Source organism: Amycolatopsis sp. NPDC114478, from assembly GCF_055633805.1.
The window spans coordinates 136,226-156,687 of sequence record NZ_JBVKDO010000004.1; the positions used below are offsets into that span (position 1 = coordinate 136,226).

General features: G+C 72.3%; 27 protein-coding genes. 10 read left to right on the forward strand and 17 right to left on the reverse strand.

From position 1 onward, the window contains the following. Positions 1 to 156 precede the first annotated feature (156 nt). A complete protein-coding gene (locus ACZ7OH_RS13255) occupies positions 157 to 861 on the forward strand; it encodes an MBL fold metallo-hydrolase (protein ID WP_470281035.1) in 705 nt (234 codons plus the stop codon). 1 nt (position 862) lies between these two features. On the opposite strand, the gene ACZ7OH_RS13260 is transcribed toward ACZ7OH_RS13255, so the two are convergent. Together ACZ7OH_RS13260 and ACZ7OH_RS13265 are read right to left on the reverse strand one after the other, a co-directional pair. Then, entirely contained in the window at positions 863 to 1,246 is a 384-nt protein-coding gene (locus tag ACZ7OH_RS13260) for a PPOX class F420-dependent oxidoreductase (RefSeq protein ID WP_470281036.1), read from the reverse strand. A 30-nt stretch (positions 1,247 to 1,276) separates the two neighbouring features. After that, the gene (locus ACZ7OH_RS13265; protein ID WP_470281037.1) at positions 1,277 to 1,864 is read right to left on the reverse strand and encodes a dihydrofolate reductase family protein; all 588 of its coding nucleotides are present in this window, start codon (positions 1,862 to 1,864) and stop codon (positions 1,277 to 1,279) included. 87 nt (positions 1,865 to 1,951) lie between these two features. Here ACZ7OH_RS13265 and ACZ7OH_RS13270 point away from each other — a divergent pair, with 87 nt between their 5' ends. Next, positions 1,952 to 2,407: a winged helix-turn-helix transcriptional regulator gene (locus tag ACZ7OH_RS13270; RefSeq protein WP_470281038.1), complete on the forward strand. Its 456-nt coding sequence runs from the start codon at positions 1,952 to 1,954 to the stop codon at positions 2,405 to 2,407. A gap of 3 nt (positions 2,408 to 2,410) precedes the next feature. Here ACZ7OH_RS13270 and ACZ7OH_RS13275 read toward each other — a convergent pair whose 3' ends face one another. Next, positions 2,411 to 2,857, reverse strand: coding sequence for a MarR family winged helix-turn-helix transcriptional regulator (locus tag ACZ7OH_RS13275; protein WP_470281039.1), 447 nt, complete (start codon positions 2,855 to 2,857; stop codon positions 2,411 to 2,413). Positions 2,858 to 2,906: 49 nt separating this feature from the next. On the opposite strand from ACZ7OH_RS13275, the gene ACZ7OH_RS13280 reads away from it, so the two are divergent. The 4 genes from ACZ7OH_RS13280 to ACZ7OH_RS13295 all read left to right on the forward strand — a co-directional run bounded on the left by ACZ7OH_RS13280 (position 2,907) and on the right by ACZ7OH_RS13295 (position 8,294). Next, on the forward strand, positions 2,907 to 3,374 hold the full coding sequence (locus tag ACZ7OH_RS13280; protein ID WP_470281040.1) for a DUF1579 domain-containing protein: 468 nt from the start codon (positions 2,907 to 2,909) through the stop codon (positions 3,372 to 3,374). A 374-nt stretch (positions 3,375 to 3,748) separates the two neighbouring features. Then, positions 3,749 to 5,686: an ABC transporter ATP-binding protein gene (locus ACZ7OH_RS13285; RefSeq protein ID WP_470281441.1), complete on the forward strand. Its 1,938-nt coding sequence runs from the start codon at positions 3,749 to 3,751 to the stop codon at positions 5,684 to 5,686. 257 nt (positions 5,687 to 5,943) lie between these two features. Then, positions 5,944 to 7,419, forward strand: coding sequence for a WS/DGAT/MGAT family O-acyltransferase (locus ACZ7OH_RS13290; protein ID WP_470281041.1), 1,476 nt, complete (start codon positions 5,944 to 5,946; stop codon positions 7,417 to 7,419). Continuing rightward, positions 7,419 to 8,294 (forward strand): alpha/beta fold hydrolase, encoded by an 876-nt coding sequence (locus ACZ7OH_RS13295; protein WP_470281042.1) that lies wholly within the window; start codon positions 7,419 to 7,421, stop codon positions 8,292 to 8,294. Before ACZ7OH_RS13290 ends, ACZ7OH_RS13295 begins: the two co-directional genes overlap by 1 nt. 265 nt (positions 8,295 to 8,559) lie before the next feature. Here ACZ7OH_RS13295 and ACZ7OH_RS13300 read toward each other — a convergent pair whose 3' ends face one another. Further along, positions 8,560 to 9,315: a 2-keto-4-pentenoate hydratase gene (locus tag ACZ7OH_RS13300; protein WP_470281043.1), complete on the reverse strand. Its 756-nt coding sequence runs from the start codon at positions 9,313 to 9,315 to the stop codon at positions 8,560 to 8,562. After that, a complete protein-coding gene (locus ACZ7OH_RS13305; protein WP_470281044.1) occupies positions 9,312 to 10,103 on the reverse strand; it encodes a 2-keto-4-pentenoate hydratase in 792 nt (263 codons plus the stop codon). The genes ACZ7OH_RS13300 and ACZ7OH_RS13305 overlap by 4 nt, the downstream gene beginning before the upstream one ends. Positions 10,104 to 10,242: 139 nt before the next feature. Here ACZ7OH_RS13305 and ACZ7OH_RS13310 point away from each other — a divergent pair, with 139 nt between their 5' ends. The 4 genes from ACZ7OH_RS13310 to ACZ7OH_RS13325 are packed head-to-tail and all read left to right on the forward strand — an operon-like array spanning position 10,243 to position 12,573. Then, complete coding sequence (locus tag ACZ7OH_RS13310) at positions 10,243 to 10,746, forward strand: VOC family protein (protein ID WP_470281046.1); 504 nt, start codon at positions 10,243 to 10,245, stop codon at positions 10,744 to 10,746. A gap of 56 nt (positions 10,747 to 10,802) precedes the next feature. Next, on the forward strand, positions 10,803 to 11,375 hold the full coding sequence (locus ACZ7OH_RS13315; RefSeq protein ID WP_470281047.1) for a hypothetical protein: 573 nt from the start codon (positions 10,803 to 10,805) through the stop codon (positions 11,373 to 11,375). 24 nt (positions 11,376 to 11,399) lie between these two features. Next, on the forward strand, positions 11,400 to 11,801 hold the full coding sequence (locus tag ACZ7OH_RS13320) for a CoA-binding protein (RefSeq protein ID WP_436384769.1): 402 nt from the start codon (positions 11,400 to 11,402) through the stop codon (positions 11,799 to 11,801). Positions 11,802 to 11,838: 37 nt separating this feature from the next. Then, positions 11,839 to 12,573 carry a dienelactone hydrolase family protein gene (locus ACZ7OH_RS13325; RefSeq protein ID WP_470281048.1) on the forward strand — a complete coding sequence of 245 codons (735 nt, stop codon included), beginning with the start codon at positions 11,839 to 11,841 and terminating at the stop codon, positions 12,571 to 12,573. On the opposite strand, the gene ACZ7OH_RS13330 is transcribed toward ACZ7OH_RS13325, so the two are convergent. From ACZ7OH_RS13330 to ACZ7OH_RS13385, 12 genes are all read right to left on the reverse strand, one after another. After that, positions 12,570 to 13,097: an NHL repeat-containing protein gene (locus tag ACZ7OH_RS13330; protein ID WP_470281049.1), complete on the reverse strand. Its 528-nt coding sequence runs from the start codon at positions 13,095 to 13,097 to the stop codon at positions 12,570 to 12,572. The two genes, ACZ7OH_RS13325 and ACZ7OH_RS13330, sit on opposite strands and share 4 nt — an antisense overlap. Before the next feature lie 74 nt (positions 13,098 to 13,171). After that, positions 13,172 to 13,729: a GvpL/GvpF family gas vesicle protein gene (locus tag ACZ7OH_RS13335; protein WP_470281050.1), complete on the reverse strand. Its 558-nt coding sequence runs from the start codon at positions 13,727 to 13,729 to the stop codon at positions 13,172 to 13,174. Further along, a complete protein-coding gene (gene gvpJ, locus ACZ7OH_RS13340) occupies positions 13,726 to 14,043 on the reverse strand; it encodes a gas vesicle protein GvpJ (protein WP_400896016.1) in 318 nt (105 codons plus the stop codon). Before gvpJ (ACZ7OH_RS13340) ends, ACZ7OH_RS13335 begins: the two co-directional genes overlap by 4 nt. Next, positions 14,044 to 14,259 (reverse strand): gas vesicle protein GvpK, encoded by a 216-nt coding sequence (gene gvpK, locus ACZ7OH_RS13345; RefSeq protein ID WP_470281051.1) that lies wholly within the window; start codon positions 14,257 to 14,259, stop codon positions 14,044 to 14,046. It lies immediately after the preceding gene. Continuing rightward, entirely contained in the window at positions 14,256 to 14,408 is a 153-nt protein-coding gene (gene gvpJ, locus ACZ7OH_RS13350) for a gas vesicle protein GvpJ (RefSeq protein ID WP_086674556.1), read from the reverse strand. The genes gvpK and gvpJ (ACZ7OH_RS13350) overlap by 4 nt, the downstream gene beginning before the upstream one ends. Further along, positions 14,401 to 15,132, reverse strand: a complete 732-nt coding sequence (locus ACZ7OH_RS13355) for a GvpL/GvpF family gas vesicle protein (RefSeq protein ID WP_470281052.1) — start codon at positions 15,130 to 15,132, stop codon at positions 14,401 to 14,403. The genes gvpJ (ACZ7OH_RS13350) and ACZ7OH_RS13355 overlap by 8 nt, the downstream gene beginning before the upstream one ends. Continuing rightward, positions 15,129 to 15,443, reverse strand: a complete 315-nt coding sequence (locus tag ACZ7OH_RS13360; RefSeq protein ID WP_400896022.1) for a gas vesicle protein — start codon at positions 15,441 to 15,443, stop codon at positions 15,129 to 15,131. The genes ACZ7OH_RS13355 and ACZ7OH_RS13360 overlap by 4 nt, the downstream gene beginning before the upstream one ends. A 17-nt stretch (positions 15,444 to 15,460) precedes the next feature. After that, positions 15,461 to 15,790 carry a gas vesicle protein GvpO gene (locus ACZ7OH_RS13365; protein ID WP_400896024.1) on the reverse strand — a complete coding sequence of 110 codons (330 nt, stop codon included), beginning with the start codon at positions 15,788 to 15,790 and terminating at the stop codon, positions 15,461 to 15,463. Between the two features lie 182 nt (positions 15,791 to 15,972). Beyond that, complete coding sequence (locus ACZ7OH_RS13370; RefSeq protein ID WP_400896026.1) at positions 15,973 to 16,653, reverse strand: response regulator transcription factor; 681 nt, start codon at positions 16,651 to 16,653, stop codon at positions 15,973 to 15,975. Continuing rightward, positions 16,653 to 18,041 (reverse strand): sensor histidine kinase, encoded by a 1,389-nt coding sequence (locus ACZ7OH_RS13375; protein WP_470281053.1) that lies wholly within the window; start codon positions 18,039 to 18,041, stop codon positions 16,653 to 16,655. Before ACZ7OH_RS13375 ends, ACZ7OH_RS13370 begins: the two co-directional genes overlap by 1 nt. 32 nt (positions 18,042 to 18,073) lie before the next feature. Beyond that, a complete protein-coding gene (locus ACZ7OH_RS13380) occupies positions 18,074 to 18,784 on the reverse strand; it encodes a type 1 glutamine amidotransferase (RefSeq protein WP_470281054.1) in 711 nt (236 codons plus the stop codon). Further along, entirely contained in the window at positions 18,777 to 19,970 is a 1,194-nt protein-coding gene (locus ACZ7OH_RS13385; RefSeq protein WP_470281055.1) for a MurT ligase domain-containing protein, read from the reverse strand. Before ACZ7OH_RS13385 ends, ACZ7OH_RS13380 begins: the two co-directional genes overlap by 8 nt. Positions 19,971 to 20,462 lie beyond the last annotated feature (492 nt).

Here is a 20,462-nt window from a genome sequence, read left to right on the forward strand (position 1 = left end):
CCGATCTCGCGTCCTCGAGTGGCGACCTGCCGCCCGTCTCGTTCCGCGCCGACCGCCCGGCGACCCCGGGCCCACCGCAGACCCCACTCCTGCAGCCACCAAAACCCGCCCTCAAGCGTGATTGCGCCGAGCGGGAGCACCTGACACGGTGTTCCGATGCTGAAGCAGGTCGCCGAGGGCGTTTGGGTCCGGCAGAGCGAGTGGGTCTGGAGCAACACCACCGTCGTGCGCGGGGAGGATGGCCTGGTCCTCGTCGACCCCGGCATCACCGGTGCCGAACTCAACGAACTCGCCGATGACCTGGACCAGCTCGGCCTCCCGGTGGTCGCCGGGTTCTGCACCCACCCCCACTTCGACCACCTGCTCTGGCACTCCCGCTTCGGCGACGTCCCGCGCTACGCCACTCCCGCCGCCGCCCAGATCGCCACCGAAGCCCGGGAGCGCGCGCAAGCCATGGCGGCGGAGACCGCGCCCGACATCCCCCTCGACCTGGTCGCCCTCGTCACCCCGCTGCCCGCCGACCACCCCCTGCCCGGCGAACTCGTCGAGCACGACGCCCACGCCGTCGGCCACGCCGCACTGCTCCTCGCCGACCGGGGTGTCCTGCTCGTCGGCGACATGCTCTCCGACGTCCTGATCCCGCTCCTCGACCCCCGCCGCTCCGGCCAAGAGGACGCCTACCCGGCCGCGCTCGACCGGCTTGAAAAGGCCGCCCGGCACGTCGATGTCGTCGTCCCCGGGCACGGCGCCGTCGCCGAAGGAAAGGAGATCGCGGCCCGCTTCGCCACCGATCGCGCCTACCTCGAAGTGCTGCGGCGCGGCGAAGAACCGGACGACGACCGCTGGGGAAAGCGCAAGTGAGTCAGCCCATCCCGACGCTCTGCCGCTCGACCTCGATCAGCCCGACCACCCGCACCTGCTCCCGCGGGTAGCCCTGCCCGATGTACTTCGTGGCGATGCGGTCGACGATCTCCCAGCCCGCGTCGCCGTCGATCCACTCGACCACGCGGCCGCGGATGACCACCGGCTCGAACGGGTTGTCCGCCGGGGTCAGGGACAGCGCCACCCGCGGGTCGCGCTGGAGGTTGCGGGCCTTGCGCGAGTCCGGGCCGGTCATGATCGCGATGTGGTCGCCCTCCGGGTCGACCCAGAGCGGGACCGAGTGCGGTGCCCCGTCGGGCAGGACGGTGGCCAGGTGCGCCACCACGTTCGTCGAGATGATGCGGCGGACGTCTTCGTTCAGCATGGCTTTCTCCTTCTTGACTGACGGGGTTGCTCAGGCGACTGAGTAGTGGAGGTGGGTGACGCCGGGCGCGGGGACGGCTTCGATCAGCCGCAGCCGCACGTGCGAAGGCAGTTCCTGGAAGAACGAGCGCCCACCGCCGAGTAGGACCGGAACCTGGTGGAGGACGACCTCGTCGACCAGGCCCGCCACCAGCGCCGACGTCAGGACCCCGCCACCCATCAGGCCGACGTCCTTGCCGCCGGCCGCCTCGCGAGCGGCCTCGATGGCCTCCTTGATGTCCCCGACCAGTGTCTGCTGGGGAGTCAGTTCGGGCGCCGGCCGGTGGCTGAGGAGGAAGAGCGGGGCGCCCGGGTGCGGGCTGCCGCCGCCGAAGTGGTCCGAGTCCTCGTAGGTGTTCCGGCCCGCGACGATCGCGCCGACGCGCCCGGCGAGGTCGTCGAAGACGCGGGCACTCGGTTCGCTGAGCTTGAAGAAGTCGAACACGCGGCTCTGCGTGTCGCCGTCGGTGTACCAGTCGAAGAGCGTTCCGCCGTCGCCCAGGCCGTGCCCCGGACCGGCGCCGCGGCCGGTGATGTACCCGTCGACCGACACTGCGTGGGCGCTGAAGACCTTACTCATCGCGATCCTTTCGGAGTTCCTTGAGGAGACTCCGTCACCGTAGCAGTGCAAGTTCCCTAAGGGAACCCCGAATGCTAAAGTGGTCTCATGCAGCGCACGAACTTCAGCGAACTGGCCCCGTGCTCGATCGCGCGCACGCTCGACGTCATCGGCGAACCGTGGTCGCCGTTGATCCTGCGGGACGTCTTCGCGGGGGTCAGCCGGTTCGAGCAGATCCAGGCCGACCTCGGGATCTCGCGCAAGGTCCTCACCGAGCGGCTCCACCACCTCGTCGACCAGGGCGTCCTCGAACGCCGGCCGTACGACCGGCGGCCCCGCTACGAGTACGTCCTGACCGAAAAGGGCACCGAGCTGGTCGACATGCTGATGGTCATGACCCGCTGGGGCGACAAGTGGCTCGCCGGCGAGGCCGGCCCGCCAGCGCTCTACCGCCACCACACCTGCGGCGAGATCAGCAGTGTCGAACTCCGCTGCAACGACTGCGGCGAACTGATGAACGCGGGCAACGTCGACCCGCTCCCCGGCCCCGGCGCGGGCCGGTAGCCGCTACGGCAACCGCGGCTGCGCGACGACCTCGCGTAGCCGGCGCAACGTCCGCAGCGTCGTTTCGAGGTCCTCGTGGGACACCGCTCCCGCCACGTCCTCCGCCCACGCCACCTGCGCCGCGCCCAGTTCGCGCATCGCCGCCTTCGCCCGCCGCGTCAACGACAGCAGCGGCGCCCGCGCGTCGACCGGGTTCAGCAGGCGGTCGAGCATTCCGTTGCGCAGCAAGCGGTTCACCGTCTCTTGGACGCTCTGGCGCCGCAGCCCGCGGCGCCGCGCCACCTCGGCCGCCGTTGCCGGGCCGTCCTCGAGGAAGCCGAGGACCTGCCACTGCGCCGCCGTCAGCCCGACCGGCTCGGTCAGCGCGTCACCCGCCGCCAGGAAGCCGCCGTTGCAGGCGAAGACCGCGTCGATCACCCGGGTGAACGTCTCGGCTCGAGGGGATCGCATGCGTGCTAGTCTCGCACATCGACAGGTACCTGTCGAAATGGAGACGACCATGGACATGCCCACCCGCGGCCCCGCGCACGACGCACTGAAGGCCTTCGCCGGCGACTGGGCCGGCCCCGAGGAGCTCGCCGCTTCGCCGTGGGCGCCGGCCTCGACCGCGCGTGCCGAAAGCCGCTATCGCCTGGAGCTCAACGGTTTCGCGCTCGTCCAGGACTACCGTCAGCTGCGCGAAGACGGCACGGAGTTCCTGGGGCACAACGTCTTCACCGTGGACCCACAGAGCGGCGAGACGCTCTGGTACGGCTTCGACAGCTACGGCTTCCCGCCCGAGTCACCCGCCCGCGGGGACTGGTCCGGCGCGACGCTCGTCCTGGAGAAGCGGACCGCCCGCGGAGTGGCCCGGCACCGGCTCACCCCGGACGGTGACACCCTGACGCACGAAATCGACGTCCGGATGGGCGAAGACCGCGAATTCAGCCCATTTCTCCGCGCCCGGTACACCCGCGAAAACGGGTAGGAGGAAACAGGCGACGCCCCTCCCCCCTTACACGCGGACGTCACCTGTTTCCGGTCTCTGCCACCACATCCGCGGACCTGCCGACCCGGGCGGTCCCGCGGTGGGTCAATTTCACAACAATTATTAGTTATTCGGTGTTGCTCGATTCGGCGTTCTGCAGCGAGTGTGTCCCCGATGCTCGCGGACGCCCAGAGAAAACGATTACTTTCACCCGAACGGCCTAGCGTCGGCACCCGCTCACCGGTGCCTCGGCGAGCCGGCGAGCTCCGGAATTGTCGGACCCCCGGAGTAGAGATGGACGGGTGCGCAGACCCGCCGGAACACCCCAGGACGCCACGGAGCCGCCCCCGCTGATCGGGGTCGAGAACGTGAAGATGCCCGAATGGGCACGCGTCGACGAACGCGTGGCCGCGGCCGGCTTCGGCCAGGCCGTGCGCGCCTTGCCGGCCGCGATCGCCGTCGTGCTGCGGCTGGCCTGGCGCACGTCCCCGCGGCTGACGCTGCTGGCCGGTTTCGTGCACGTCATCTCGGGCTGTGTCACGGCGTTCGGGCTGCTCGCCACGGCGAACGTCTTCACCGCGCTGCTCGAACAGGGCCCGACGCCGGAGCGGGTGCTGCAGTCGCTGCCCGCGATCGCGGTCGTCATGGGCTCGTACGCGGCGCGCGCGTTGCTCGACGCCGCCGTTGCGGCCGTCGAAGGCGCGTTGCGGCCGCGCGTCACCGCGGCGGCGGACGACGCGGTGACGGCGGCGGTCGTGCGCGTCGGGCTGATCGCGTTCGAGGACGCGGACTTCCGCGAGCTGGCGCGGCAGGGCGCGCGCTTCGGCGTCCGGTCGATCGAGACGAGCCTGCGCCGGGTGGCCGACCTGACGTCGTCGGCGATCTCGCTGGCGGCGGCGATGCTCACCGCGGGCCTGCTCAACCCGTGGCTGGCGCCGGTCCTGCTGCTCGCCGCGGCGGCCGACGGCTTCGCCGCCGCGCGCATCGCGAAGCTGAACTACCGGCACTTCATCGACACGGTCGGGCGCAACATCCGCAAGTCGGTCGTCGAGGAGGTCGCCACCTGGCGGTCGATGGCCCTCGAACGGCACGCGCTGACGTTGCAGGAGCCATTGCTCGGCGAGTACCGGCGCATCTCGCGCAGCCTGATGCGCGAGGAGGTCCGGCTGGCGCACCGCAGCAACCTGGTGCGGACGACCGGTCGCGCGGCGGCCGGGTTCGGCACCGCCGTCGCGTACCTGGTGCTCGGCTGGCTGCTCTACTCCGGCGGGATGGAGCTGGCGCTGGCCGGCACGGCGGTGCTGGCGATGCGCACGGCGTCGACGGCGCTGTCCAACACCATGCGCGCGGTCAATTCGCTGTACGAGGACTCGTTCTACATCGGGTTCTACAACCAGCTGCTGGTGGAGTCGGTGCGGCGGCAGCCACCGCCGACGGCGCTGACCGCGCCGGCCGACCCGGGCGAGATCCGGCTGGAGGGCGTCTCGTTCACCTACCCGGGCCAGCCGAAGCCGGCGCTGCGGGACATCTCGCTGACGATCCGGCGCGGCGAGGTGGTCGCGCTCGTCGGGGAGAACGAGTCGGGCAAGACGACCCTCGGCAAGCTGCTGACCGGGCTCTACCCACCGGACGAAGGTGTGGTGCGCTGGGACGACGTCGACCTCGCGCACGCGGACCCGGCATCGGTGCACGCGAACATCGCGGTGATCGCGCAGGAGCCCGCGGAGTGGCCGATGACGGCGGCGAAGAACGTCACGGTGGGCCGCCTCGGCCGCGCGGACCCGGACGGCCGCGCGTGGCGCGAGGCGGTCGACTACTCGGGCGCGGGCGAGGTGATCGAGTCGTTGCCCGCCAAGGAGAACACGGTGCTGTCCAAGAAGTTCGACGAGGGCCAGGACCTCTCCGGCGGCCAGTGGCAGCGCATGGGCATCGCCCGCGGCATCTACCGCGACGCATCGGTCCTGGTGGCCGACGAACCGACGGCGGCGCTCGACGCCCGCGCGGAGGCGAGGGTGTTCGCCGGCCTGCAGCACGCGAGCGCGTCCCACAGCGGCAGGCGGACGACGATCCTGGTCACCCACCGGCTGGCGAACATCCGCTCGGCGGACCGGATCCTGGTGCTGGAGAAGGGAAGGCTGGTCGAGCAGGGAACGCACGAGGAGCTGATCGGAGCGGGCGGGGTGTACCACGAGCTGTACGAAATCCAGGCGCGCGCCTACGGCGTGGACGTGCCCTCGCCGCGCGTGACCGGCACGCCGTCGCCGCGAGAAGCGCGACGCCCCACACCAGGAACACCGGGTAGGTCGCCGTGAAGGCCCACTGACCAGGTCGCCAGTCGCATGTCGAGGTTGCGCGGAACGACGAGGACCAGCAGAAGGCAGGCCCTCCATCCGAGGGCGACCGGGACAAGCCTTTCCACACCGGCAGTCTCATCGCCGAGCGGGCTGCTCCGGATCACCGGTGCGGGTGAGCCGGCTCCCCGTGCGCGGGTGGCATCGCGCACCCGCCCAGCGGATTTACCCCGCCGAGCCCGCGGGGCAGACTGGCCTGCCGAGCCCGAGGAGGCCTGATGCGCCAGCTCACCGCCCTGGACGTGCAGTTCCTCAACGCCGAGTCGACCACCACCACCGGGCACGTCGGGGGGCTCTCGATCCTCGACCCCCTGACCGCTCCGGACCGGACCCTCACCCTCGACGGCCTGCGCGAGCTCATCGGCTCGCGGCTGCACCTCGCGAAACCGCTCCGGTGGCGGCTGCTGTCCGTGCCGCTCGGGCTCGACCACCCCTACTGGATCGATGATCCGGAGTTCGACCTCGAGTACCACGTCCGCGAGATCGCGCTGCCCGCTCCCGGCGACCCGAAACAGCTCGGGGAACAGATCGCCCGCCTCACCGCGCGGCCGCTCGACCGGCGGCGGCCGCTCTGGGAGGCCTACCTCATCCACGGCCTGCAGGACGGCAGCAAAGCCGTCTACACGAAGGTCCACCACAGCGCCATCGACGGCGTCTCGGGGGCCGAGCTCATCGGCGTCCTCATGGACACCACGGCCGAACCCCGGACCACCGAACCCCCGAAGACAACGCAGAAAGAGCCCATCCCCACTCCCGTCGCCCTCGCCCTCAACGGGACGAAGAAGCTCGTGCTGCACCCCGTCAAAGCCGCCCTCCAGGTACCGAAACTGCTGCAGCACCTCGACGACGTCCCCGGCCTCGGGCGCTACCCCGGCGTCGGGCTGCTCGCGAAAGCCGGGAGCGTCCTCAACCGCGTCACGCGCCAAGGTCCCGGACGGCACGAGGCCGCCCGGCCGCGGCTCGTCGCGCCCGACACGCCGTTCAACGGGCCGATCAGCCCGCACCGCCGGTTCGCGTACGGCTCGCTGCCCCTCGACGAGGTCAAGCGCGTCAAGAACACCTTCGGCGTCACCGTGAACGACGTCGTGCTGGCTTTGTGCGCGAGCGCCATGCGCCGGTGGCTGACCGACCACGACGCGCTGCCCGACCAGCCGCTCGTCACGCTCGTCCCGCTGTCGGTGCGCACGCCCGAGCAGGCGAAGGACGCCGGGAACCAGGTCTCCGTCATGCTCGCGCCGCTGCCGACGCACCTCGCCGATCCCGCCGCGCGGCTGGCCGAGGTCACCAGCGCGATGGTCGCCGCGAAGCAGCGGTACCAGCCGCTGCCCGCGTCGTGGCTGGTCGACTTCAGCGGGATGCTGCCGGCCGCGCTCGGCGGGCTCGCCGCCCGCGCCACGATGAAGTTCCTCGGGGCCACCGCGCCCGTCGTCAACCTCGTCGTCTCGAACGTGCCGGGCCCGCAGAAGCCGCTGTACCTCGCGGGCGCGCGCCTGCTCGCGAACTACCCGGTGTCCGCGATCACCGACGCGAGTGGCGGGCTGAACATCACCGTGATGTCCTACGACGGCAAGCTGGACTTCGGGCTGGTCGCCTGCCGCGAGCTGATCCCGGACGTCTGGGACCTGATCGACCACCTGCACGACGCGCTGGCCGAGCTCACGAAGCTGGCCGCCGAGCACACCCGGGAGGCCTGATGGCGGAGCAGGTCACCGAGGTCGGCGGCGTCGAGCTGTGCCACGAGACGTTCGGCGACGCGGGCGGCCGGCCGCTGCTGCTCGTCATGGGCCTCGGCGCGCCGATGATCTGGTGGGACGAAGAGTTCTGCGAACTCCTTGCCGCACAAGGGTTCCGCGTCATCCGGTTCGACAACCGGGACGCCGGGCGGTCGAGCCGGATGCGCGGCCGGGCCAACCTCGCGCAGGCGTACCTGCTGCACAGCGCGCCCTACTCATTGGCGGACATGGCCGCCGACGCCGCCGGGCTGCTGGACGCGCTGGGCATCCCGGCCGCGCACGTCGCAGGCGCGTCGATGGGCGGGATGATCGCGCAGACGCTGGCGATCCGGCACCCGGAGCGGGTGCTGTCGCTGACGTCGATCATGTCCAGCACCGGCGGCCGGCTGGTCGGCCGCCCGAGCGGCAAGGCGATGTCGATGCTGCTCAGCGCGCCGCCGCGCAGCCGGGCGGAGTACGTCGAGATGCTCGTGCGGACGTTCCGGCTGATCGGTTCGCCGGGCTACCCGTTCGACGAGACCCGCATGCGCGACCGCGCCGAGCGCACGTTCGACCGCGGCGTCCACCCGGGCGGCACGCTGCGCCAGCTCGCGGCGATCATGGCCGAGCGCGACCGCGCCCCGCGACTGCGGAAGGTGCGAACACCCGCGTTGGTGATCCACGGGGCGCGCGACCCGCTGGTCCACGTATCGGGCGGCCGCGCGACGGCGAGAGCCATCCCGGGCGCGGACCTCGACATCGTCCCGGGCATGGGCCACGACCTGCCCCGCGCGGTCTGGCCGCGGATCGTGCGCGGCATCGCGCGGATCGCCGACCGCCGCGAAGTGGCCACCTGACGCGGACCCCGGATGCGCGGGCGAGGACTTCGCCGCATCTCGCTGGCAGGCGTGCCAACCTCGCGCGACCCGGCCCAGCCTCGCGCTGAGCCCGACCCGACATAGCCCGCCCCGGAACTCGCGTGATCGAAGGCGGAACTCGCACGCCCGCCGAGCCCGCCGCGGTCCCACCCGGAACTCGTCCCGGGCATCGGCCACGATCTGCCCCGCGCGGTCTGGCCGCGGATCGTGCGCGGCATCGCGCGGATCGCCGACCGCGCCGAGGTCACCCCGAAAGCGTGACCGAGCCCAGGTGGGAGAAGTGCGCCGCCACGCGGGAGCCTCGGCGGAGCGGGACCGCGTCCGTCATGCCGCCCGTCAGCACGAGCCAGCCCGGCTCCAACGCCAGCCCCCGCGCGCCCAGCGCGTTCGCCGCCAACGCCAATGCCTCCGCCGGGTGGCCCTGGACCGCCGCGCCCGTTGCCGTGTCGACGATCTGGCCGTCGACCTCCAGCAGCGCCGCCTCCAGTGAAAGATCCAGCGCCGCGGGCGGCAGACCCACCGGGCCGACGCTGAAGTACGCCGACGAGCCGTTGTCCGCGACCGCGTCCGGGAGCGTGAAGCGGTAGTCCGCGTACCGGCTGTCGATGATCTCGATGCCGCCGTACACGCGGTCGACCGCGGCCAGCGCCGTCGCCGCCGTGACGCCGGGGCCCGTCAAGCGGTCCCGCAGCACGAAGACCAGCTCCGGCTCGGCTCGCGGGTGGATCAGCTGCGGCACGGGGACGCCCGCGGGCAGCACCATCGCGTCCGTCAGCCAGGCCAGCAGCGGCGCGTCGATGCCCATCCGCTCCTGCTTCGCCCGGGACGTCAGGCCCAGCTTCAGCCCGACCAGCGTCTCGCCGCGGGCCCGTCGCTGCCGCAGGGCCTCGTCCTGGATCGCGTACGCCGTGTCGACGTCCAGCTCCGGCCAGTCCTCCGACAGCGGCGAACGCTCCGAAGTCGTCCCCAGCAGCGCCGCGGCCGCCTCGCGCACGTTCACGATTCCTCCGAAAAGACCGCGGTGACACTGCCCAGGCCGGCGATGGTCGCGACGACCGTGTCGCCCGGCGACACCGGGATCGCGCGGGTCATCGAGCCCGGCAGCACGACGTGCCCGGGTTCCAGGGTGACGCCCAGCGGCCCGACCGTGTTCGCCAGCCACACCAGCGAGTTCAACGGCGACCCGAGCACCGCGCCGCCCGCGCCGGTGGCCGCCACCGCACCGTTCTGGTGCAGCACGCAGCCGGCCAGCCGCAGGTCGGTGTCGCGCAGCGCCGTCGGGCGGCTGCCCAGCACGACCCCGCCGGACGACGCGTTGTCGGCGATCGTGTCGAACAGCGAGATCTTCCAGTCCCGGATCCGCGAGTCGACGATCTCCAGCGACGGCAGCACGAAGTCGACCGCCCGCACCGCGTCGGCGACCGTGACGCCGGGGCCGCGCAGCGCCGAGCCGAGCACGAACGCGATCTCCGGCTCGATCCGCGGCTGCAGGAACGCCGACGTCGGGATCGGCTGGTGCTCGAGGTGGAACATGCTGCCGGTGAGGTGGCCGTAGTCGGGCTGGTCGACGCCCATCTGCCGCTGCATCGCGGCGGACGCGAGCCCGACCTTGTGCCCGCGGACGGCGTCACCGCTGCCGACCCACTGGCGCACCTGCTCCTGCTGGATCCGGTACGCGTCCTCGACCCCCGCGTCCGAGTAGGTCTTGATCAGCGGCTCGATCGGTTCGCGCGTCGCGTAGGCCCGCGCCAGTAGGGCGGCGGCCTCCTGCACCTTGCTGACGTCCACGTCCCGGACTCTGCCGTGCGGGCACCGCGCGCACAAGCCTCGACGTTCCACCCAACGGAACTCTCGCCAGGCAACCTCTTGCGCGCGAGATAAATGGAGCGTAGCGTCGACGACACCACCAGGAAGGGACGTGAGGGACATGGCACCGACCCAGGCCGAGGTCACCAAGCTCGCCGAGATCCGCGACGAGCTGCGCGAGCGCCACCTGCGCCCGGCCGCCGAACGCCCGGCGACGAACGGGCGCGGCATCCACCACACCGCGCTGATCTCCAGCGACGTCGAGCGGACCATCGAGTTCTACCAGGACATCCTCGGCTTCCCGCTCACCGAGCTGATCGAGAACCGCGACTACCCCGGCTCCAGCCACTTCTTCTTCGACGTCGGCAACGGCAACGCCGTCGCGTTCTTCGACCTGCCCGGTCTGGACCTCGGGCCGTACGCGGAAGTCCTCGGTGGACTGCACCACCTGGCCCTGTCCGTCACGCCCGAACGGTGGAGCGCGATCAAGGACAAGCTCGACGAGGCCGGCGTGCAGTACCTGCTGGAGAGCGAATCTTCGATCTACCTGTCCGATCCGGACGGTGCCCGCGTCGAGCTGATCTCCGACCCGCTCGGCGAGATGTACGGCGAGAAGATCGGCTGAAAGCGTGTTCCGGGCGCCGCGCGGCGTTTAGCCTGTGCGCGACGTCTGGAGGTCCGATGCCCGACTGGTCGCTGTCCCGCGCGAAGGCCCGGCTCGATCGCCGTGAGCTGCTCGACGAACTCACCGCACGCACCCGCTTCGAGGTCCGCCTGCACCTGAACGAGCCGGCGACGAACGGCGCGTACGACGAGCTGACGAGCATCTTCGCGATTGGCCACGGCGAGTGCGCCGCGCTGCTGGCGCACCACCGGCTGCTGCCGTGGTGGGAGCGCGCGCTGCTGTTCCGGTACGCGCGGCGCGTGCACGGCAAGGCGATCATGCGCAGTGTGGGCGTCGTGCCCGCCGAGGTCGCGCCGCAGGCCGCCCGCGCGTTCGGCGCCGAGATCGCCGAGCTCGCCCCGGACTCCGGCGACACCGGCGCGAAGTACGACCTCCAGGGCCGCGGGCTGCTGACGGTGTTCCGCATCGCCGTCGGCGCCAAGGGCGCGGTCTGGCCCGACCAGCACGAGGTCGCGACGACGTCCGCCCGCAACATCCTGACGTGCGCCGCCACCTTCGCCCGCCGCAAGCCGTGGCACGTGATCTGGCCCGTCTACCGCGTCCGCGGCCTGCGGCTCTGGAAGCTTTGACGCCCGCTGGGCGTTCTGATCGACATGAAAGCAGAGGAAATCCTCGAAGGCGCGAAGACCATCGCCGTCGTGGGCCTGAGCCGCGACCCGGCCAAGGCCGCGCACGGTGTGCCGGCCGTGCTGCAGGCGCACGGGTTCCGGATCATCCCGGTGCACCCGACCGCGACCGAGCTGCTCGGCGAGAAGGTCTACCGGTCGCTGAAGGACATCCCGGAGCCGGTCGACCTGGTCGACGTCTTCCGGCCGTCCCCCGAGGCGCCGGGCATCGCGCGTGAAGCCGTGGAGATCGGCGCGAAGGCGCTGTGGCTGCAGCAGGGCATCGTCTCCGCCGAGGCGCGCCGCATCGCCGAAGAAGGCGGGCTCGAGTACGTCGAGAACCGCTGCACCGCGGTCGTGCGCGCGACGGCCGCGATCTCGAAAAACTAGGCGGCACGCTTCGTCCGGCGGCCTATGCTCCGAGGCGATGACGACCTCACTCACCGAGACGCTGCGAATTCCCACCGACGACGGCGAGGCCGACGCCATCGCCGCCTACCCGGGCGATGGCGGGCGGTACCCGGGCGTGCTGATGTACCCCGACGGCTTCGGGATCCGTCCCGTGCTGCGGGACATGGCCCGCGAACTGGCCGGGCACGGGTACTACGTGCTCGTCCCCAACATCTTCTACCGCACCGGCCCGACCCCGGTGCTCGAGCTTCCCGAGCACATCGGGGAAGAAGCCCGGCCCGCGATCTTCGCGCGGCTCATGCCGTTGATCGAGGCCCACACCACCGAACGCATCCTGCGTGACGCCGATGGCTACCTTCGGTTCCTCACCACGCAGCCGGAGGTCAAAGCCGAGCCGGTCGCGGTGACCGGCTACTGCATCGGCGGCCTCCTCGCGACGCGCACCGCCGCGGCCCACCCCGAGCAGGTGGCCGCCCTCGCCGCGTTCCACGCCCCGGTGCACGCTGCCGGCCCCGACGCTCTGCACCGGCTCACCGCCCGGGTCCACTTCGGCCACGCCGAATCCGACCTGACGCCGGCGGCTCTCGACGAACTCAACCAGACTCTGGACGCCGCGGGGATCGACTACACGTCCGAGATCTACCCCGGCACCGTCCACGGCTTCACGATGTCCGACACCGACGCCTTCGACCCCGCCGCTCTGCGGCGCCACTGGGACCGGCTGCTGCCGCTGCTGGCCGAACACACCTAGGCCGACGCTCCGAAGTGGACGATGCGGTGGTTCCCGGTCTCGGCGACCCAAACCCCGCCCACGCCGTCGTCGGCCATGTCCCTCGGGGAGCTGATCGGCTCGGTCGTGTCGGACAGCGCCGCGCCCGTGCGGGTGTCGAAGCGGGCCACGCGCCCGGTGTCGTCGACCAGCAGCCGCCCCGCGTGGTCCAGCGCCAGCCCGCGCGGCCGGTCCAGGCCGCCGAACTCGCGCACGAACCCGCCCCACCACGAAAACTGCACCACGCGGCGGTTGCCCGTGTCGGCGACGTACACGTGGCCGGCCGCGTCGACCGCGACGCCTTCCGGCGCCTTGAGCCGCCCGGCCAGGACGCGCACGAGCGCGCCGTCGCGGGTGAACGCCTGGACGCGGTCGTTGCCGGTGTCCGCCACCCACACGCGGCCGCGGACGTCGACGGCGATCCCCGATGGCGCGCGGAACTGGCCCGGCCCGGCGCCGGGCCCGCCGAACGCGCGTGGGAGCGACGCGACTTCACTGGTGGCCACGGCACCAGGATCGCCGACCGCGAGCCACGGCGGCCAGTGGCGAAAGGAGTGTTCAGCGACTGTTCGGCCGTCGCTCACCACGTCCACCGCGAGCACGTCCGCCGGTCCAGGAAGCTGTACGCGGGCAGCGGCCCCACCCAGTCGGCCTGGACGCCGCCGCGGGTGAGCCCGGTGACCGCGTCGCGCACGACGAGCAGGTCGCCCAGCCCGACGAGGAACGCCCAGCGCTCGTCGGCGGACTCGCCGGCCGGCAGCGCCACGGAGTCGCGGGCCCGCTCGGCGACCTCGGAGAGCAGCACGTCCGACCGGGCGGCCCGCCACGCCGAGCCGGGCTCGGTGAACCGCAGGCAGACGTGCACCTCGGCCAGGCCGTCGAGCCGGTCGAGGTCGGCGCGGTAGGTGCCGGCGGCCGGCGCGAGCACGTCGGCCCGGACGGCGTCCTCGTCGTCGGCCACCGTGCCGAACCGGACCGGCAGCACCGGGCCGCCCTCGACCAGCGCGGACACCACCGCCAGGTGCACGGCCGGGTCCGGCTCGGGGTCGCCGACGACCATGGCCAGGTCCTCCCAGCCCACCGTCCGCGGCGCCCGCGGGTGCCCGGCGCGCACGACGCCGTAGAGCTGCAGCGTCACGGCTGGTCGACGGGGACGGCGGGTTCCACGGGTACCGCGACTGCGGGGGTCGGCGGCGGGGGCGGAATGAGCCCGGTCGTCTGCCCGAGCCCCTGGGAGATCTGCCCGGGCACGGGCGTGCTCTGCAGCCGCTGCATGGCTTCGAGGTAGCGGATGTAGGTGTCGACGCTGGCGATCACGATCCGCGCCTCGATCGCCAGCAGCTCGATCCCGATCACCGACACCCGGACCGAGGCGTCGATGACGAGTCCCTTGTCGAGCAGGATGTCGAGCGTGTCGGCGAGGCCGCCGCCGGTCTGTCCCGGTCTGGTCACCTAAAACCTTTCGTCGAGGACCGCGCGGAGCTCGGCGAACCGGAGGTCCAGCGCGATCAGGGCCTGGCCGAGGTCTTCGACCTGGGCGGGGGTGAGGGTCTCCATGCGCCGCAGCGCTTGGCGTTCGAGCACTTCGCGGAGGATGTCGAGCACGGTGACGACCAGGTGGCCGAGCCCGCGGCCGGCGTCGGCGGGGATCCGGACGGGCTCGCTCATCCTTCGAGCCCGAGCAGCAGCAGCCGCAGGTCGAGCCGGACCAGGTCGATCCCGGCGAGCGAGATGATCACGTCCCCGGTCACGACGGCGCCGCGGTGCACGACCCGGTCGAGCAGGTCGGCGACGGACTCCACGGCGGCGTCAGCCATCGACCGTCACCCCGAGCTCGACGTCGGTGAAGGAGTACGGCGGCCACGGCCCCGACGTCTCCACCGTCGCGCCCGCCGCGCGCAACTCGCGGGCGAACCACTCGAACTCCGCGTGGAACGCCGCCTCCCGCCCGGTTTCGACCAGGAAGGCGGTGTTGACCAGCACGCCGTGCAGCCGCGCCCGCTCCATGCTGTCGGCCGCGTGCCGGCGCAACGCGTTCTGGAGCCGCCCGGCCGCGCCGACGACGTCCTCGCGCGCCTGCTGGAGCGCCTTCAGCCGCTCGCGCCGCCGGACGAGGTACTGCGTGCCGGTCAGGCCCGCGGTGTCCGGCCGGGTCGTCGCGGCGGGTTCGGTGTGCCGCACCCGCACGCCCCATTCGCGGTGCCCCTCGACCTCGTCGAGGCAGTCCCGCGCCTGGTCGTAGGCGACCTCCAGGAGCCGTTTCACCGAGGCTTCGCCGTCGAGGACCGTGCCGAACCGCAGCGGCAGCACCGGTTCGTGGCGGAAGACCGCGCGCACGACGGCGTCGTGTTCGCGGGCCAGCTCCGCGAGCGCGCCGTCCACCGGGTCGAGCGTGTCGATGCGGTCGAACCGCGCCGGGCTCACCTCCGAGACGACGACGCCCAGGTCGCGGTAGCCGACGAGCCGGGGCGCCGCGCCGAGGTCCAGACCGTCGCGGTTGCGGGTGATCGCGTAGGCGCAGAGCCAGTCGCGGGTGGTCACCGGGGTTCTTCCCTCCCGCTCGGCACGGGCAGCCGAGCCTCGAGTTCGGCGACGCGCGCCGCCAGGTCCAGTTCTTTCCCGGTGGGGTCCGCCAGTTCGCCGCGCCGTGCGTTCGGCGCGAAGAACGGGTCGTTCGTCCACCAGTCCATGCCCATTTCCCGGGCGGTCTGCGCGGAGGCGATGAACAGCCGGATCCGCAGCGTCAGCAATTCGACGTCGACGACGCTGACGCCGATGTCACCGGCTATCACGACGCCCTTGTCGAGCACGCGCTCCAGAATGTCCGCCAATGAATCGGACGAAGCGGCCAATCGTGTCACCCTTCCTTTCAGGAATCGGTGGTGCCCCGCGTGAACCGCCGCAGCCGTTCGCACGCGGTCAGCTCACCGGCGGCGTCGACGTCGACCCGGTAGGTGGCCAGCACGCTGGTGGAGTCCGGGATCCGGGCCAGCTCGACGACGTCGACGAGCACGGACCACCCGCCGTCGGCGCGGGTCCGGACCCCGGTCACGGCGTGCGGGGTCATCCCCGTGACCACGCCGAACTGGGCCGTCGCTTCGCGGATGGCGTCGACGGCACGAAGCCGGGAAACGGATTTCCCGGGGCTTTCCGGTATATTGTTGTTTTGGGCAAGGAACGGCTCTGGCGATTCCGTCATCGCTTTCCTGGTCTCGGGTGGGTGCCCACCGTAGCAACGTGCACAACTACGCGCAGGTGAGCAGCGGCACGGTATTTTTCACCGGTTCGCGGGAACGGTTGGGCGATCTGCGGCAACCCGCGGCGGCAGATGGCGCACCCGGAACACCCAGCGGCACCAATTCCGGGATTATCCCCGGAATATCACGATCGAGTAACGTCTACCAGCCGGTAGCCGACGCCGCGGACCGTCTCGATGGTCCGGGTGCCGAACGGGACGTCGATCTTGCGCCGCAGGTACCCGACGTAGACCTCGACGACGTTCTCGTCGCCGTCGTAGTGCGCGTCCCAGACGTGGCTCAGGATCTCGTTCTTCGTCAGCGCGGTTCCCGGGCGCCGCAACAAGAACTCCAGCAACCCGAACTCCCGCGCGGTCAGCTCGATCCGCGTCTGTCCCCTGTGGACGGTGCGGGCCGACGGGTCGAGCCGCAGGTCGCCCGCCTCCAGGACGGCGGGGCGGGCCGGCGCGCCCCGGCGCAGCAGCGCGCGCAGCCGGGCGATCAGCACGACGAAGGAGAACGGCTTGGACAGGTAGTCGTCGGCGCCCAGGTCGAACGCGTCGGCTTCGTCGTACTCGCCGTCCTTGGCGGTGAGCATCAGCACCGGCGTCCAGTTTTCGGCCGCGCGCAGGCGTTTGAGCACTTCGTAGCCGGACAGCTCGGGCAGCATGATGTCGAGCACGACGACGTCGTACTCCTGCTCGGTGGCCCGCCAGAGGCCTTCGCGACCGGTGTGCGCGACGTCGACGGTGAAGCCCTCGGCGACCAGGCCGCGCCGCAGCGTCTCCGCGAACTCGCGCTCGTCCTCCACGATCAGCAGCCGCACTACTCCTCCTCGGGCAGTTCGAGCACCGGCAGTTCGAGCACGAACCGCGCGCCCGGCTCGGCCGAAGCGGCGTAGCGCGCGCTCCCGCCGTGGCGCGCCGCGATGCCCGCCACGATCGGCAGGCCGAGCCCGGTGCCGCCGTGTTCGCGCTGCCGCGACGCGTCCAGCCGGACGAACCGTTCGAAGATCCGGACGCGGTCGGCTTCCGCGACGCCGGGGCCGTCGTCGCTCACCTCGACGACGGCGAGGTCGCCGCGCACCGAGCTGGCCACCCGGATGTGCGAGCGCGCGTGCCCGCGGGCGTTGTCGACCAGGTTCCGCACCGCCCGCCGCAGCTGGGCTTCGCTGCCGCGGACCTTCGCCGGCCCGGCGCGGACCTCGATGTCCAGCGCGCACTCGCCGCGGACCCGCTCGGCTTCGGCGCGCACGATGTCGTCGAGGTCGACCTCGGTGCGCGACGGCCGGTCGGTCGCGTCGTCGGTGCGGGCGAGCATGAGCAGGTCGTCGACGAGCTCGCGCAGCCGCGCGGTCTCGCGGGCGATCACGGGCACGAGGTCTTGCGCGCTCTCCGGGTGCCGCCCGGAGACGTCGAGCGCGGTGCTGATCGTGGACAGCGGCGAGCGCAGCTCGTGGCTGGCGTCGGCGACGAACCGGCGTTGCGCCGCCTGCGCCGACGCGAGCCGGCCGAGCATCCCGTTGAGCGTCACGGCCAGCCGGTGCACCTCGTCGCCGCCCGGCGGCAGCGGGACGCGGGCGGCGAGGTCGCGCGTCGAGATCTCGGCGACGGTCCGGCGCATCCGCTCGACCGGGCGCAGCGCCGAGCCGACCGCGCGGTAGACGGCGAGGCCGGAGATCGCCAGCAGCGGGACCGCGATCAGGCCGAGCAGCAGCGTCAGCCGCGTCGACGCCTCGGTCACCGGCTCCAGCGACCGGGCGGAGATCACCGTGTACGGGCCGCCCGGCCCGTTGACCTGCTGAGACACGACGCGGTAGTCGGCGCTGTCGCCGTTGAGCCCGAGCGGGAGGGTCTCGATGGCTTCCTGGCCGACGGCCGGGCGGGCGGAGGTCAGCGGCGGGTGCCCGACGATCGCCGGGTCGCTCGCGATCGGCACGCCCCGCGCGTTCAGCACCTGGGTGACGGCCTCGGTGTCGCCGGTGCTGGCGACGTCGGACGCGCTGAGGTCGCGCGCGCCCTCGCGGATGAGCTGGATGGCGACCTGGCGGCCGGTGCTGCGCGCACTCTCGGTGACGCTGCGGTCGAGCGACTCCTCCAGCAGCACCACGACCACCGCGAGCGCGGCCGCGATCGCCAGCGCGAGGGCGAAGACGGCCACCGCCGTGGTTCGCATGCGCACGCCGGTCGCGGCGATCACCCTGCCCAGTTTCACCAACTCAGCGTAACCACGGAGTGCGGCCACTACTAAGTCCGCCGCCGGCGCGTGGCGGTGAGCCGCTCCACGCGCAGGCGATCGACCTCCGGCAGCTCGAGCGGCGGCAGCGGGTGCCCGGCCGTCCAGGTGAGCAGCAGATCCGCCAGCGCGGGGTTGCGCGCGAGCGCCGGGCCGTGCAGGTAGGTGCCGACGACGTGGTCGGTCACCGCGCCTTCGGTGCCGTCGCCGTTGCCCGTGCCGCGCACGACCTGGCCGAGCGGCTCGCTGCCGGCGCCGAGCTTGCTGACGCCGAGGTGGTTCTCGAACCCGGTGAGCGGGGCGTCGTCCAGCAGCCCGGACGACGTCGCGATCAGTTCGGAGACCGCGCGCCGCTCGCCGGGCACGGTGGTGAGGTCGAGCAGGCCGAGGCCGTCGTGGTCGACGCCGTCGAGGCCGCGGAAGCGGGTGCCGAGCACCTGCAGGCCGGCGCAGACGCCGAAGATCACCGTCTCCGGGGTCAGGGCCCGCCGGTACTTCCGGAGGTGGGCCGCGGCCAGCGCCTGGGCGCCGTCCTCGCCACCGCCGAGCAGATAGAGGTCCAAAGTGGACGGTACCGGCTCGCCGAGCGCGACCGGCACGACCTCGGCGTCGAGCCCGCGCCAGCGCAGCCGCTGGCAGAGGACCTGCGCGTTGCCGCTGTCGCCGTACGTACCGAGCACCTCGGGCAGCAGGAGTCCGATCTGGACGATCGAGTCACGCACTGGGCAGCCTGCCCACCAGGTCGCGGAAGGCGGTGTAGTTGGCGACCAGCTCGACGCCGCCGGGCGGCAGCGCGTCGATGGCGGCGACCGGGTCGGGCTCGGACCAGTGCGGGACCTCGGCGTAGCAGAGCCGCACGGCGAGGTCGGCGCCGCGCTCGCCGGTGACGACGACCTGGCGTCCGCGCAGCCGTTCGAAGTGCACGTCCCAGAGCCAGGACAGGTCGCGGCCGTCGGCCTCCTGCGCGTTGACGGCGACGATGACGGGGGTGTCCTCGTCGAGCACGCGCAGCGTTTCGACCCAGCCGGCCGGGTTCTTGGCCAGCATCAGCCGCACGGAGTGCCGCGACCGGCGGATGGTCCGGTAGCGGCCGCCGATGTCGGTGATGGTCCGCAGCCGAGCGGCGGCGGTGTGCGGCGGCACCCCGAGCCGGTGCGCGGCGGCGAGCGCGAAGGCGGCGTTGGCGCGGTTGGCGTCGCCGGGCAGGCGGAGGTCCAGGTCGACGTCGCGGCCGCCGGGGGTGTGGACGAGGTCGCCCTCGAGGGTCCAGGCGGGCTCGGGGCGGGCGAGGCCGCAGGCGCAGCTCCAGTGGTCCTTGGCGTGGGTGATCAGGCCGTCGCAGCGCGGGCAGGCGGTGGAGTCGCCGGTCCAGCGCCGTCCGGTGCCGACCCAGAGCTTTTTGTCGGCTTCGGTCGCCGCGGAGGTGACGAGGATGTCGTCAGAATTGGCGACAATCGTGGTTTCAGGATGGTTCTTGATCGCTTTGCGCAGGTCTCGTTCGGTGGAACGGACCTCGCCGACGCGGTCGAGCTGGTCGCGGCTGAGGTTGAGCAGCACGAGGACGGCGGGGTTCAGCTGGTCGGCGACCCACGGGACGTAGGTTTCATCGACTTCGAGAACGGCGTAGGGCGCGTCGGGGCGCGCGGTGAGGGCGGCGAGCACACCGTCGGGCATGTTGGCGCCATCGCTGTTGGCGGCGACCTCGGCGAGGGCTTCGAGGGCCTTGCTGATCATGAGCGCGGTGGTGGTCTTGCCGTTGGTGCCGGTGACGAGCACGACGGTCCGGTTCCGGCCGACGCGCTGCAGGGCTTTCGGATCTAGGGCCAGCGTGATGCGGCCGCCGATGACACCGCCGTTGCCGAGGCCGGAGCTGCGCGAGAGCCAGGCGGTGAGACGCCCGGCGGACACGGACGCGCGAGTACGAAGGGGGCTGCGGGCAGTCACCGGTTGGATGGTGCTCGCCGGGCGCTGTGAGTTTGCTGAGTCCGTGACTCGGGCCACCGGTGGGGTCGGGTGGGCGGCGGGGCGGGCCGCCGAAACGTCTTGAATGAGTCGTTCAGGACCTTGCTGTGGCGTCCGGGCGAAATGGACGAGTTGTCATGGCGTCGGTGCCTTGCGCCGCCGAACTCACGCCCTCGCACCTGGGTTCGGCTTGGCGCTGTCGCGGCCGAGCCGTGGCAGCGCCGGACCGAGAGCCGGGCCGGATCGAGCGGGGCGGGCGGCCCGAGCCAGCCGGGCCGAGCTGTCGCCGCCGAGCCGCGGCAGCACCGGGCCAGGCTTGGCCTGGCCGACTGAGCCGAGCCGGATCGAGCCGGGCGGGCGGGCCGAGCAGGCCGCGCCGAGCCAGGCCGCGCCGGGCGGGCGGGCGGGCGGGCGGGCGGGCCAAGTCGAGCGGATCGA

Bases quoted from the DNA above. Each gene is read 5' to 3' on its own strand.
- ACZ7OH_RS13255 (WP_470281035.1), top strand. From the start codon at position 157: ATGCTGAAGCAGGTCGCCGAGGGCGTTTGGGTCCGGCAGAGCGAGTGG.
- ACZ7OH_RS13260 (WP_470281036.1), bottom strand. From the start codon at position 1,246: ATGCTGAACGAAGACGTCCGCCGCATCATCTCGACGAACGTGGTGGCG.
- ACZ7OH_RS13265 (WP_470281037.1), bottom strand. From the start codon at position 1,864: ATGAGTAAGGTCTTCAGCGCCCACGCAGTGTCGGTCGACGGGTACATC.
- ACZ7OH_RS13270 (WP_470281038.1), top strand. From the start codon at position 1,952: ATGCAGCGCACGAACTTCAGCGAACTGGCCCCGTGCTCGATCGCGCGC.
- ACZ7OH_RS13275 (WP_470281039.1), bottom strand. From the start codon at position 2,857: ATGCGATCCCCTCGAGCCGAGACGTTCACCCGGGTGATCGACGCGGTC.
- ACZ7OH_RS13280 (WP_470281040.1), top strand. From the start codon at position 2,907: ATGGACATGCCCACCCGCGGCCCCGCGCACGACGCACTGAAGGCCTTC.
- ACZ7OH_RS13285 (WP_470281441.1), top strand. From the start codon at position 3,749: ATGCCCGAATGGGCACGCGTCGACGAACGCGTGGCCGCGGCCGGCTTC.
- ACZ7OH_RS13290 (WP_470281041.1), top strand. From the start codon at position 5,944: ATGCGCCAGCTCACCGCCCTGGACGTGCAGTTCCTCAACGCCGAGTCG.
- ACZ7OH_RS13295 (WP_470281042.1), top strand. From the start codon at position 7,419: ATGGCGGAGCAGGTCACCGAGGTCGGCGGCGTCGAGCTGTGCCACGAG.
- ACZ7OH_RS13310 (WP_470281046.1), top strand. From the start codon at position 10,243: ATGGCACCGACCCAGGCCGAGGTCACCAAGCTCGCCGAGATCCGCGAC.
- ACZ7OH_RS13315 (WP_470281047.1), top strand. From the start codon at position 10,803: ATGCCCGACTGGTCGCTGTCCCGCGCGAAGGCCCGGCTCGATCGCCGT.
- ACZ7OH_RS13320 (WP_436384769.1), top strand. From the start codon at position 11,400: ATGAAAGCAGAGGAAATCCTCGAAGGCGCGAAGACCATCGCCGTCGTG.
- ACZ7OH_RS13325 (WP_470281048.1), top strand. From the start codon at position 11,839: ATGACGACCTCACTCACCGAGACGCTGCGAATTCCCACCGACGACGGC.
- gvpK (WP_470281051.1), bottom strand. From the start codon at position 14,259: ATGAGCGAGCCCGTCCGGATCCCCGCCGACGCCGGCCGCGGGCTCGGC.
- gvpJ (WP_086674556.1), bottom strand. From the start codon at position 14,408: ATGGCTGACGCCGCCGTGGAGTCCGTCGCCGACCTGCTCGACCGGGTC.
- ACZ7OH_RS13365 (WP_400896024.1), bottom strand. From the start codon at position 15,790: ATGACGGAATCGCCAGAGCCGTTCCTTGCCCAAAACAACAATATACCG.